We start from the raw sequence: 13,272 nt of genomic DNA on the forward strand, positions 1-13,272 counted from the left end.
TCACAATAAATTGAAAAATAATTTACATAAATATTAATAGTTCTATATTTATACCAAAATTTACATTTTATTTAAAAACTTTTATTAAAAATTATGTAGTAAAATCATTACTATTTTAACATAAACATGTTAAAATAAAAATTCAAAGATACAATCTAATAATTCTCGACTTATAACTATTCTCTATTTTTATGAATATAAATAAAAAATGAAAAAAAACCTACGCAACATAGCTATTATTGCTCATGTAGATCATGGGAAAACTACTTTAGTTGACAAATTATTACAACAATCAGAAAATTTTGAAGGTCATAAAAAACATTCAGAACGGATTATGGACTCAAACGACTTAGAAAAAGAAAGAGGCATTACCATTCTAGCAAAAAACGCCGCAATTATATGGAAAAACCATCGTATTAACATCATTGATACCCCTGGACATTCCGATTTTGGCGGAGAAGTAGAACGTGTACTATCAATGGTAGATTCTGTATTATTAGTAGTAGATGCATTAGATGGACCCATGCCACAAACAAAATTTGTTACTCAAAAATCATTTAATTATGGAATAAAACCTATTGTGGTAGTAAATAAAATTGATCGAAAATATGCTAGACCAGATTGGGTAGTTGACCAAATTTTTGATCTATTTGTTAATCTTAATGCCACTGATGAACAACTTGACTTCCCTATTATATATACTTCTGCACTACTTGGAACATCTGGAATAGACTACAATAATATGGGTAATGACATGTCATCACTATATAACATGATCATAAAATATGCACCATCGCCACCTACAATTAATCATAGTCATACACTACAAATGCAAATTTCACAATTAGATTACGATAATTATTTAGGAACAATTGGAATTGGACGAATTAACAAAGGATCTATAAAACCTAATCAAAACGTGATAGTCGTTAATAATCAGGGATTAAAGATCAATGGTAAAATAGGAAAAGTATTAAACTATTTTGGATTAGAAAAAATAAGTACAGATCTAGCACAATCAGGAGATATAGTAGCCATTACAGGAATAGAAAAACTAAATATTTCTGACACTATATGCGATCCTAATCACATAAATCCATTACCTGCATTGCAAATTGATGAACCAACAGTAAAAATGATGTTTTCTGTTAATACTTCTCCCTTTTCAGGCACAGAAGGGAAATATATTACATCAAGACAAATATTAAATCGATTACAAAAAGAAACAACTTATAATATTGCCTTAAAAGTCCAAGAAACAAAAAATTCTAACACTTTCTCAGTATCTGGACGTGGTGAATTACATTTATCAATACTAATCGAAAATATGAGAAGAGAAGGATTTGAATTAGAAGTATCTCGTCCAAAAGTTATTATCCGAAACTTCGAAGGCATAAAACATGAGCCATTTGAAATTGTCATACTAGATGTCGATAAAAAAAGTCAAGGGGCGATTATAAAACTAATAGGTGAGCGCAAAGGAGAAATTACTAATATTACTTCAGATAAAGTAAATAGAACTAGAATAGATTGTATTTTAAGTAGCAATGCATTAATTGGGTTTAAATCAGAATTCATAACTACTACTTCAGGATCTGGAACATTTTACTCCTCTTTTAGTCATTATGGAAAAATACAGTCCAATAGTATTGGGCCAAGAAAAAATGGAGTATTAATTTCAAATAAAACAGGAAATTCAGTAGGATTTTCTTTATTTAATTTACAAAATCGAGGAAAGTTATTTATAGGACATAAAACAAAAGTGTATGAAGGACAAATTATTGGAATTCACAATAAAATGAACGATTTAACTGTAAATTGCCTATCAGGAAAAAAATTAACAAATATGAGAGCATCAGGATCTGACGAAGCAATAGCATTAATTACACCTATAAAAATTAGTTTAGAATATGCTATTAGTTTTATTAATAACGACGAACTAGTAGAAATAACACCATCATCCATTAGATTAAGAAAAGCAATTTTAAAAGAAAACGAAAGAAAAATAATCGCAAGAAACAAAAAACTATCACCATAAAATCTCATATAAAAATTTAATATTTAAAGCAATAAGAAATAATATTTATTTTTAAAAACTGAAATAACACCACCAACTTCTTTTTAAAACTAAAAAAAATTTTCCTAAAAAATATTGTTATTTTAATAGTTCTTGAATTAACGCTCTATTTTTTTTCATTTGATACTGTCTTGAAAAATGCTCTACTTGAATAATTTTGTTTAGATTTGATACAGCAAGCTTAAAGTCATCATTTATAATTAAATAATCATATTCAACATAATGCTTCATTTCAGATATAGCTTGTTTCATTCTTTTTTGTATAACATAATCACTATCTTGAGCTCTTTTTCGTAATCTTCTATAAAGTTCATATCTAGATGGAGGCAATACAAAGATACTTTTAGAACTTGGAATTTTACGACGCACTTGTCTTGCCCCTTGCCAATCAATATCTAAAAAAATATCTACTCCGGTATGCAACTTACTATAAACCTCTTTTCGAGACGTTCCATAATAATTATTAAAAACTTGTGCATATTCTAAAAATTGTTCTTGTTTAATCATTACTTTAAATTGATGAAAAGAAATAAAATGATAATGCTTTCTATCATATTCTCCTGGTCTAATCATACGAGTAGTATGAGATATAGATACTTGTACTCTAAATAAAAAATTAGTATTTAATATTTCTCTAATTAAACTAGATTTTCCTGTCCCACTTGGAGCAGAGATTATAAATAATATGCCTTTTACCATAATTTTGAAAGTTAAAAGTTTAAATATTCATGAGAACTTAAAAACAAGTATAAATCAAAAATTACTCAAAGCAACTCATACTGCTATTTTTGCTTTAATAGAAGAATAAGAACGATATCCTGATAAATTAAAGTCTTGAAAACAATAATCAAATATTGTTTTAGGTTTATTTTTAATCGTCAACATAGGAAGATAATAAGGTTTACGTAATAATTGTATTTTTGCTTGTTTAATATGATTTTTATACAAATGTACATCACCTCCTGTCCATAAAAAATTGCCAATTTTTAAACAACATTGTTGAGCTATCATGTGAGTTAATAAAGCATAACTAGCAATATTAAACGGGAAACCCAAAAATACATCACAAGAACGTTGATATAAATGACAACTTAAAGTATTATCTATAACATAAAATTGAAATAACACATGACATGGAAACAATGCCATTTTTTCCAAATCTCCTACATTCCAACTAGAAACCAATATTCTTCTAGAATCTGGGTTCTTTTTGATTTGTTCAATAATATTACTAATTTGATCAATTTCTTTACCATCTATAGCTTTCCACCTTCTCCATTGTTGTCCATAAATAGGACCGAGATTTCCAAACTTATCTGCCCACGAATTCCAAATAGAAACTTGATTATCATTTAAATATTTAACATTTGTATCACCTTTAAGAAACCATAACAATTCATGAAGAATGGAAGAAAAATGACATCTCTTAGTAGTAACTAATGGAAATCCTATTCTCAAGTTAAACTTTATATGATGACCAAAAATAGATAACGTTCCTACTCCAGTACGATCATTTTTACTTTTTCCTTCGTTTAATATTTTTTTTAATAAAGATAAATAAATTTGCATATAAACCTATTTATTTAGTTTTTCTAACTTGATAACATATAGTTATCATCATTAAACAACCACCTATTGTCATAGGTATTGATAATATTTGCCCCATAGTTAAAAAATTCTTAAATAATCCTATTTGATAATCTGGTTCTCGAAAAAATTCAACTATAATTCTAAAAAGTCCATAAAAAATTAAAAAAACACTAGAAACAATTCCAGAAATCTTTACTTTTTTTGAAAAAAAACGTAATAAAAAAAACAAAGCGATTCCTTCTAAAAGAAATTCATATACTTGAGATGGATGTCTAGGCAAAACTCCAAATTTGCTCATTAATAATTGTAATTGCAAATTATTTTTAGATATTTCTAAATCTATCATTTTAGAAGTTGGGAACAAAACAGAAAAAGGAAAATTTGGAGCAACACGCCCCCATAACTCTCCATTAATAAAATTTCCTATTCTTCCAGCTCCTAGTCCAACAGGTACTAAAGGAACAATCAAATCGGAAATCAAAAAAAAATTCTTTTTTAATTTTTTTGAAAAATAAAAGATCGCTATAATAACTCCTAATAATCCTCCATGAAAAGACATTCCTCCTTCCCATATTTTAAATATATGTAAATAATTATTAAAAAAAAACGATGGATAATAAAAAAATATATATCCTACTCTTCCTCCAATAAGTAAACTAAGAAAAATGAAATATAACATGTCTTCTATTTCTTCTGTCTTTAATCCTATTTGTTTTATACAAACTTTTCCTCTATGCAACACAAATATAAATCCCAACAAATACATTATCCCATACCAATATATAGGAACATTAGATATAGAAAAAATAACAGGATCAAAATTAGGAAACGATATATAAGTATTATTCATGAATATTACTTACCCCACTTTAGAACTATTATTTATTTCATTATAGATAAAAGTAAGTTTATTTCAATACAATAATGATAATTATATTAATTATAACATTATATTAATATAGCTATTGTTAAAAAATACAACACTAAACACTTGATAAATATTAATACCAAAAAAGTTTATAAATCAAACACTTCTTTAGTTCATGAAATACAATTTATCTCCAGCTCCAGCAATTCTTTTATAGTTTGACGTCTTCGAATCATACGAAAATTTCCGTCTTCAAATAAAATTTCTGGAATCAAAAAACGACTATTATAATTAGAAGACATAGAAGCTCCATATGCTCCAGTATCATGAAAAACCAAATAATCACCCGGTTGTACTTTAGGGAGCATTCTAGTTTCTATATCTCCTTGCTCATTTTGAGTAAATATGTCTCCTGACTCACACAATGGGCCACCTACTGTAGTCTCCTGTACATCATTTTCATCTATTAAACGTCCATCACCCGAAATAACAGAAATATGATGATAGCTTCCGTACATAGCAGGCCTAATCAAATCATTAAATCCAGCATCAACAAGTACAAATAACTTAGAACTAGTTTGCTTCACCGATCTTACTTCAGCTACTAATATTCCAGATTCTGCTACTAAAAATCTTCCAGGTTCTATTTCTAACTGAATAGAATGATTTAAATAATTAGAAATTTTTTTTCGCGCTATATTCCACGATGTAAAATATTTACTAATATTAAAAGTACTTTCGTTAGATTTATAGGGAACTGTTAAACCTCCTCCTGCTGATATCATTTTTATATCATGATTAAATCTTAAAACCTGTTTAACCATTTCCTGACATGTACGTTCCAAATATTCATAGTTGACACCAGATCCAATATGTATGTGTAAACCTATTAATTTAAAATTATATTTCTTAATAAATGGTATAGCCAAACTAATATCCCAGATACCATGTTTGCTGTTTTCCCCTCCGGTATTTGTCTTTTTACTATGTCCATAACCAAATTTAGGATTAATTCTCAACCAAATACAATGCCCTGGAGACACCGCTCCAATTTGCTCAAGCATATCAAGCGATCCTACATTCACTGGAATGTTATATTCCTTTATTTTTTTCAAGGTAAACTGATCAACAACATCTGCTGTAAATATCATTCCTTGATCAGTAGAATCGTATCCAGAAATTAAACCTCTTTCAATTTCTCCTAATGATACAGCATCAATCTTTACTCCATGTTTATAAAACAAATTTAGAATATGAATGTTAGAACATGATTTTTGAGCAAATCTAATTACATCAAATTGATGTAATTCCTTAATTTTCTTTAAAATAACATTAGCGTCGTATACCCATAAAGGAGAATGATATTTTTTTATTAATCTTAATATGTTGTCATTACTAAAAACTGTATATTTTTTATTTAAATAACCAAGCATAATTGTTTTCTCAAAATTAATAAATTATATTTATATGAAAATATTTCATAAAAAATCAATAATAACACTAAAACAATTTAGTAAAATCAAAATCTTAAAAAACATATAATAAAATTGTGTACACGTAACTTAAAATAAAAAGCAAATGATAGTACTCATAAAATATAAAATAAAACACGCAATGAAACAAATACTGCATAAATAGTCATAATATTTAAATAATAAATATGTCAACTTATGTCAAAGAACTAATAGGTTTAAGTAATGGAAAAAAAATAACATCACGAATACTCTTCTGATTAGTTAAAATCATAGTTAGTCGATCAATGCCTATTCCTAATCCAGAAGTAGGAGGTAATCCATGTTCAAGAGAAGTTATATAATCTTCATCGTAATATGTTAAATCTTGTTCTGATCCTAAATATTTTTCTTGTTTTTGATTTAAAAATCGATTTTTTTGATCTTCAGAATCATTTAGTTCAGAAAAACCATTTGCTAATTCATAACCAGAAATAAATAACTCGAATCGATCAGCAATATTACAATCAATACTATTTCTTCTAGATAGGGGGGAAATTTCTACAGGATAGTCAGTAACAAACGTCGGTTGAATTAATTTTTTTTCTACCGTTTTATTAAATATTTCTAATGTTAATCTGCCTATTCCCCAATCATTTTCTATTTTCGCTCCGAGATTACTAACTATATTTCTAGTTATTTCCAAATTATCTAGATCAGTCAACGAAATGTCTGGATTAAAATTTAATATTGCTTGTTTCATAGTTAATTTGCAAAAACTTTGTTCAAAATCTAATTCATGTTCCCCATGTTTAAATTTTAGATTACCAACTATATTCAAAACTACATTTTTTAACAAATTTTCAGTAAAAATCATCATATCTTTATAATCCGAATACGCCATATATACTTCCATCATTGTAAATTCTGGATTATGACGCGTAGAGATTCCTTCATTACGAAAACTCTTATTAATTTCAAAAATTCGATCAAATCCTCCAACAATTAATCTTTTTAAATATAATTCAGGAGAAACTCTTAAATATAAATTCAAATTTAAAGAATTATGATAAGTAATAAAGGGTCGTGCAGAAGCTCCACCAGGAATATTTTGTATCATAGGAGTTTCAACTTCTAAAAATTCATGTTTTAACATAAATTGTCGAATTTTGACAAAAATATTCGATCTAACTTTGAAAATAGAATACAAATCTTTATTACTGATAAGATCTAAATATCTTTGTCTATATCTCATTTCTTTATCGTATAATCCATGAAATTTGTTTGGTAAAGGCCTCAAAGATTTAGTTAATAATTTTAATTCTGTACAACAAATAGATAATTCCCCTGTTTTTGTTCTAAACAAACTACCTCTTACTCCTATAATGTCTCCTAAATCTAATTTTTTAATAACATCTATATAAAAGTTGTCTTCAAAATTTTGAAGCATAGTATATAATTGAATTTGTCCTTTATAATCTTTCAATACAAAAAAAGAACTTTTCCCCATAACTCGTTTTTGTAAAATTCTACCCGCTACCTTAACAAAAATGTTTAAAATTTTCAGTTGGCTATTACTATAACATTTATAATTATTATTAATATCTAAAGAATACTTATCAGGTTTAAAATCATTAGGAAAATCAAAACCATTTTTTTTTAAAATATGTAACTTCTTCCGTCTTTGTTTCTCTTCATTATTAAATTTTTTCATATTAATCTCTCAATAACTCATAAATAAAAAATTTACATGTATGTTACAAACCATGAATTAAATTAGATCTAATAAAAATATCTAAATTTCCATCTAAAACAGATTGTACATTACTTGTTTCTACTCCTGTCCTCAAATCTTTAATTCTAGAATCATCTAATATATACGAACGTATCTGATTACCCCATCTTATATCCAATTTCTTATCTTCCAGTATTTGTTTTTCATTTTTTTTTCTGTTTAAGGTTAGCTCATATAATTTTGCTTTTAGTTGATTTAACGCTTTTTCTTTATTTTTATGCTGAGATCGACTACTTTGAGATTGAGTTACTAATCCAGAAGGAATATGCGTAATTCTAACAGCTGATTCAGTTTTATTTACATGTTGACCTCCAGCGCCAGATGCTCGGTATACATCAATTCTCAAATCACAAGAATTTATTTTAATCTTTACAGGATCATAAATATCAGGATAAATAAAAACAGAAGAAAAAGAAGTATGACGTCTATGATTAGAATTAAATGGACTTTTTCTTACCAAACGATGAATGCCTGTCTCAGTACGCAACCAACCAAAAGCATATTTTCCTAATATTTTTACTGTAGTAGATTTTATTCCAACTAACTCACCATATGTTCTTTCAATAATATCTATTTTAAAACCTTTACTATCAGCCCATCTTAAATACATCCTAAAAAGTATATTAGCCCAATCTTGTGCTTCTATTCCTCCAGAACCAGATTGTATGTCTAAATAACAATTTAGATGATCATATTTTTTTAAAAAAATAGAATTTAATTCTATCTCGTTAATAATTTTTTCTAATACATCCAATTCATTTACAATATCACGCAACAAATTTTTGTTATTTTCTTGAATTGATAATGTTAAAATATCTATTATTGTATTTAAATTTGATTCTATATTGTCTATAGAATTAATAAAAGAAATCAACATACATTTTTCTTGATTTAAATTAGACATCAAGTTAGAATCTTTCCATGTTTCGGATAATTCTAAAGAAGAACTAATTTTTAGTAATCTATCCTTCTTATTATCATAGTCAAAGAAACTCCTTTAAACTACTAATCTTATCAGTATATGTTTGACAACGACGTTGTATTAAAATAATTTCACACATTATCTAATTATCTCCTGATTATGTTTTTTAAATCTTTATGCTTTAACAAACAAACTATATTCATTTATAAAAACTATTTCGTGAATTATTTAAAATAAAAAATATTCGTATATATAATATTTAAATTAAAACTAATCCAAAAACTAAAATATACCTCAAATATTTATTAAATCTAATATATTATATTACTTCCCTACAAAATGAGATAATACAAAATATATTAATCTTAAACTTATAAAACACACTATCACCAATTATAATATTAAGAAAATTGTATGATAACGTTAAAAACAACACATGAAGATCTATTATATTTATTTAAAAAAGACATAATACTTATGACTTTAGATGATTGGAAATTAACAACAATAATAGGAAGTGACAGTAAAAATTACCTACAAAATCAGATAACTATTAACATAAATGAACTAAAAGAAGACAATCATAGACTATGCGCACATTGTAATGTTAATGGAAAAGTATGGAGTAGTTTAAGACTCTTTAAATTCAAAGAAAATAATTATATGTATCTTCAAAGAAAAAGTGTTGCTCACCATCAAATTAAGGAACTAAAAAAATATTCTATTTTCTCTAACATAAACATATTTAATGAAACCAAAATAAAACTATTGGGAATTACTGGAAAAAGAGCAAAAGAAAAACTAAAACAATATTTTAGTATTATTCCTAACAAAAATTTTCCTATATATCGCCAAAATAATACAATTATATTATGGTTTAATGATCCATGTGAAAGATTCCTGCTTATCATAAAAAATGTTGATTTTACTTTACAAAAATTACTGACATTAACAAAAACAATAAATAACAGTAATATGTGGTTAGCTTTAGATATTTCTTCTAAGCATCCTATTATTGATAAAAAAATGAGTGGAAAATTTTTTCCACAGTCGCTAAATTTAGAAAATCTTGATGGTTTAGATTTCAAAAAAGGATGTTATTATGGTCAAGAAACAATCGCCAAAATACATTTTAAAAAACTCAATCAATACAATCTGTATTGGTTAATCGCGACATCTGACCAAACTATACATATAGGAGAAATCATAGAATCTGAAAATAAAAATAAATGGTACCGAATTGGACATGTTTTAGCTGTCGCAAAAATCAATAAAAAAATAAAATGGATACAAGCAGTATTAAAAATAGAAACCAAAAAACATAATAAAATACGTATTAAAAATAATATCAATAGTAATTTATATATACAGTCATAAAATATGTCATTCTCTCTATGAAAAATACTTTAATGCACATTAACTAATAACAGTTGTACTTATTAATTTTGATTATTACTAATATCATACAATCATTTATATGATATCTATTCCATACACTCACTGCTATAAAATAAAAATATTATGATCAAATATAACATATACATAAAAACCTGGGGTTGCCAGATGAACGAATACGACTCATCTATGATAACTCAATTATTGCAAAAAAAATATCAATGTACAGAAATTCATAAACCAGAATTAGCTGATATTTTAATTCTAAACACCTGTTCTATCAGAGAAAAAGCACAAGAGAAGCTTTTTCATCAACTAGGAAGATGGAAAAAATTAAAAGCAAAAAACCCCAAAATAATTATTGCGGTAGGTGGTTGTGTAGCAACACAAGAAGGAAAAGAAATTTATAAACGTGCAAATTATATCGATATTATATTTGGAACACAAACATTGCACAGATTACCAAATATGATAGAAGAAGTAAAAAAATTTAATCGATTTATAATTGACATCGAATTTACTTTAATTGAAAAATTCGATTTCATTGAATATCCTAAATTTCCAGGAGTAACAGCATATATAACTATAATAGAAGGATGCAATAAATTTTGTTCGTTTTGTATTGTACCTTATACTAGAGGTCATGAAGTTAGTCGTCCAGTTGATGATATTTTACTAGAAATTTCTATGTTAGCTCACAAAGGAGTACGAGAAGTTAACTTATTAGGACAAAATGTCAATGCATATAGAGGAAAAAAATTTAATGGGGAAATCTGTACGTTTTCAGAATTGTTAAGATTGGTTGCATCAATAGATGGAATTGATAGAATTAGATTTACAACAAGTCATCCTATTGAATTTAATGACGATATTATAGATGTTTATTTAGATACAAAAAAAGTAGTTAGTTTTCTACATCTACCTGTACAAAGTGGATCTGATCGTATTTTAAAGCTAATGAAAAGAACCTATAACATTAAAAAGTATAAAAATATTATTGCTAAAATAGTCAAAAATCGACCAAATATTCAAATTAGCTCAGATTTTATTGTTGGTTTTCCAGGAGAAACACAAGAAGATTTTGAACAAACATTAAAATTAATTAAAGAAATAAATTTTGATATGAGTTTCAGTTTTATTTATTCTTCTCGTCCAGGAACACCAGCATCAAAATTATTAGATTGTCTTTCTTTAGAAACAAAGAAACAAAGACTTTATACACTTCAAAAACTTATTAGAAAAAATACACAATCATGGAATAAAAAAATGCTAGACAGCATACAATCAGTACTAGTAGAAGGACCATCTCGCAAAAATCCTATGGAATTGTCAGGACGCACAGAAAACAATCGCGTTGTTAATTTTGAAGGAAATCCTAATATGATAGGACAATTCGTAAATTTAAAAATTATAAAAATTAACTCTAATTCTCTTAGAGGTCATTATTCTAAAAAATTTAACGAATAAATATGAAATAAAATCTTAATTATAATAACATTAGAAAATATGATATATTTTAAAAATAATTATAAAAAGATCTTAAATAAATAGTAGATATTAACAAAATTTGGTAAAATAAAAAACAAAACATTGATCTTATTCTAAATCAAACATAATATACTTTTAAAACGTATATTACATACTTTAATGACGTCAATTATTATTAATCTACAAATAGCATGTTCTAAAAAATCATATTTTCCAAAAAAATTACAATATCTTAAATGGATAAAAGCTTGTTTTAAAAAAACACAATCCAATTTTGAGATCACAATAAGAATTGTAAAAAAATCAGAAATAAAATTCTTAAATAAAAAATATAGATATAAAAATAAAACTACAAACATATTATCTTTTCCGTCTACTATACATAAAATAATTAAATCCTCTTTTATTGGAGATTTAGTTATTTGCGGTGATATCATAAAAGAAGAGGCAAAAAAAAATAAAAAAAAAATAGAATCACATTGGGCACATATAGTAATACATGGTACATTACATTTGTTGGGATATGATCATAAAAATTATTATGATTTTAAAAAAATGAAAGAAATGGAAATAAAAATCATGTTGGCTTTAGGACATAATAATCCATATACAATATAAATTTCCCATAAAAATTTTAAAAATTCATCAACATACTAACTTAAATTAACATATACGATTTATATTAATAAACCATGAGTGATAATCATTCACAATGCAATACTAAAAATAATAAAAAAAACTTCTTTTCTATTTTACTAAACCAAATATTTCATGAAGAACCAAAAAGTAAAGAAGAATTATTGAAATTAATACGATATTCAAAAAATAATAAACTAATAGATCAAGAAACTTGTGACATGCTAGAAGGAGTTATTGACATAACACAACAAAAAATTCGTGATATCATGATTCCTCGTACACAAATGATAACTCTAAAATCAGCTTATTCACTACAAAAATGTTTAGATATAATTATTAAATCTGCTCATTCACGATTTCCTGTCATGAACTATAATGAAAATTATGTTGAAGGATTTTTAATGGCAAAGGATCTTTTACCTTTCATAACAAGCAAATCAAATACTTTTTGCATACATAATATATTGCGTCCAGCTGTTGTTGTTCCTGAAAGCAAACACGTAGATTGCATGTTAAAAGAATTTCAATTAAAAAAAAACCACATGGCAATTGTAATAGACGAGTTTGGAGCTGTTTCTGGATTGGTAACCATTGAAGACATATTAGAATTAATTGTAGGAAACATTGATGACGAATATGATGAAAGCGAACTAAATATTCGACAACTAAATAAACATACTTTTATAGTGAAATCTTTTACTTCTATAAAAGAATTTAATGATATTTTTAAAACTAATTTTAGTGATGAAGAAGTAGATACTATCGGGGGACTAATTATGAAACAAATTGGACATCTTCCTGCGCAAGGTGAATTAGTAAATCTGGATAAATATATATTTAAAGTAAATATCGCTGACAATAGGAGAATTATACAATTACAAGTTACTATCCCTAAACTGGAAAAGTTACCAACAATATCATAAATAACTAATAAATTTTATATAAAATAACAAGTATTAAATTTCATCTTAAAATACTTTTTAATCTTTATAAAATTATTTAGTTTTATATTGTATTAAAACTGAATATTATCTTGGAAAACATCAT

11 protein-coding genes are annotated in these 13,272 nt (G+C 25.9%); 5 read left to right on the plus strand and 6 right to left on the minus strand.

Going from position 1 to position 13,272, the window contains the following annotated elements:
- The first annotated feature begins 208 nt into the window (after positions 1–208).
- On the plus strand, positions 209–2,038 hold the full coding sequence (typA, locus tag U0T58_01975; GenBank protein XBC42162.1) for a translational GTPase TypA: 1,830 nt from the start codon (positions 209–211) through the stop codon (positions 2,036–2,038).
- A 117-nt stretch (positions 2,039–2,155) separates the two neighbouring features.
- On the opposite strand, the gene gmk is transcribed toward typA, so the two are convergent.
- The 6 genes from gmk to prfB form a co-directional block, all read right to left on the minus strand.
- On the minus strand, positions 2,156–2,776 hold the full coding sequence (gene gmk, locus U0T58_01980) for a guanylate kinase (GenBank protein ID XBC42163.1): 621 nt from the start codon (positions 2,774–2,776) through the stop codon (positions 2,156–2,158).
- A gap of 75 nt (positions 2,777–2,851) precedes the next feature.
- The gene (gene thyA / locus U0T58_01985) at positions 2,852–3,646 is read right to left on the minus strand and encodes a thymidylate synthase (protein XBC42164.1); all 795 of its coding nucleotides are present in this window, start codon (positions 3,644–3,646) and stop codon (positions 2,852–2,854) included.
- A gap of 10 nt (positions 3,647–3,656) precedes the next feature.
- Positions 3,657–4,517 (minus strand): prolipoprotein diacylglyceryl transferase, encoded by an 861-nt coding sequence (gene lgt, locus U0T58_01990; GenBank protein ID XBC42165.1) that lies wholly within the window; start codon positions 4,515–4,517, stop codon positions 3,657–3,659.
- Between the two features lie 191 nt (positions 4,518–4,708).
- Positions 4,709–5,968, minus strand: coding sequence for a diaminopimelate decarboxylase (gene lysA / locus U0T58_01995; protein XBC42166.1), 1,260 nt, complete (start codon positions 5,966–5,968; stop codon positions 4,709–4,711).
- Between the two features lie 235 nt (positions 5,969–6,203).
- Positions 6,204–7,700, minus strand: coding sequence for a lysine--tRNA ligase (lysS, locus tag U0T58_02000; protein ID XBC42167.1), 1,497 nt, complete (start codon positions 7,698–7,700; stop codon positions 6,204–6,206).
- Between the two features lie 43 nt (positions 7,701–7,743).
- A protein-coding gene (gene prfB / locus U0T58_02005) for a peptide chain release factor 2 (protein XBC42168.1) occupies positions 7,744–8,842 on the minus strand; the annotation gives its coding sequence in 2 pieces (ribosomal slippage) (positions 7,744–8,766 and positions 8,768–8,842; 1,098 coding nt in all).
- Positions 8,843–9,117: 275 nt separating this feature from the next.
- Between prfB and ygfZ the strand changes: the two genes are divergently transcribed.
- The 4 genes from ygfZ to corC all read left to right on the plus strand — a co-directional run bounded on the left by ygfZ (position 9,118) and on the right by corC (position 13,148).
- Entirely contained in the window at positions 9,118–10,080 is a 963-nt protein-coding gene (ygfZ, locus tag U0T58_02010) for a tRNA-modifying protein YgfZ (protein ID XBC42169.1), read from the plus strand.
- A gap of 147 nt (positions 10,081–10,227) precedes the next feature.
- Complete coding sequence (gene miaB / locus U0T58_02015) at positions 10,228–11,565, plus strand: tRNA (N6-isopentenyl adenosine(37)-C2)-methylthiotransferase MiaB (GenBank protein XBC42552.1); 1,338 nt, start codon at positions 10,228–10,230, stop codon at positions 11,563–11,565.
- Between the two features lie 180 nt (positions 11,566–11,745).
- Entirely contained in the window at positions 11,746–12,204 is a 459-nt protein-coding gene (ybeY, locus tag U0T58_02020; GenBank protein XBC42170.1) for an rRNA maturation RNase YbeY, read from the plus strand.
- 74 nt (positions 12,205–12,278) lie between these two features.
- Positions 12,279–13,148, plus strand: coding sequence for a CNNM family magnesium/cobalt transport protein CorC (gene corC, locus U0T58_02025; protein XBC42171.1), 870 nt, complete (start codon positions 12,279–12,281; stop codon positions 13,146–13,148).
- Positions 13,149–13,272 lie beyond the last annotated feature (124 nt).

It is taken from the genome of Buchnera aphidicola (Meitanaphis elongallis) (assembly GCA_039830015.1).
GTDB lineage: Bacteria > Pseudomonadota > Gammaproteobacteria > Enterobacterales > Enterobacteriaceae > Buchnera_B > Buchnera_B aphidicola_AU.

What these genes read in the sequence shown, in the direction of transcription:
- typA (XBC42162.1), top strand. Translation starts at nt 209, where the DNA reads ATGAAAAAAAACCTACGCAACATAGCTATTATTGCTCATGTAGATCAT.
- gmk (XBC42163.1), bottom strand. Translation starts at nt 2,776, where the DNA reads ATGGTAAAAGGCATATTATTTATAATCTCTGCTCCAAGTGGGACAGGA.
- thyA (XBC42164.1), bottom strand. Translation starts at nt 3,646, where the DNA reads ATGCAAATTTATTTATCTTTATTAAAAAAAATATTAAACGAAGGAAAA.
- lgt (XBC42165.1), bottom strand. Translation starts at nt 4,517, where the DNA reads ATGAATAATACTTATATATCGTTTCCTAATTTTGATCCTGTTATTTTT.
- lysA (XBC42166.1), bottom strand. Translation starts at nt 5,968, where the DNA reads ATGCTTGGTTATTTAAATAAAAAATATACAGTTTTTAGTAATGACAAC.
- lysS (XBC42167.1), bottom strand. Translation starts at nt 7,700, where the DNA reads ATGAAAAAATTTAATAATGAAGAGAAACAAAGACGGAAGAAGTTACAT.
- ygfZ (XBC42169.1), top strand. Translation starts at nt 9,118, where the DNA reads ATGATAACGTTAAAAACAACACATGAAGATCTATTATATTTATTTAAA.
- ybeY (XBC42170.1), top strand. Translation starts at nt 11,746, where the DNA reads ATGACGTCAATTATTATTAATCTACAAATAGCATGTTCTAAAAAATCA.
- corC (XBC42171.1), top strand. Translation starts at nt 12,279, where the DNA reads ATGAGTGATAATCATTCACAATGCAATACTAAAAATAATAAAAAAAAC.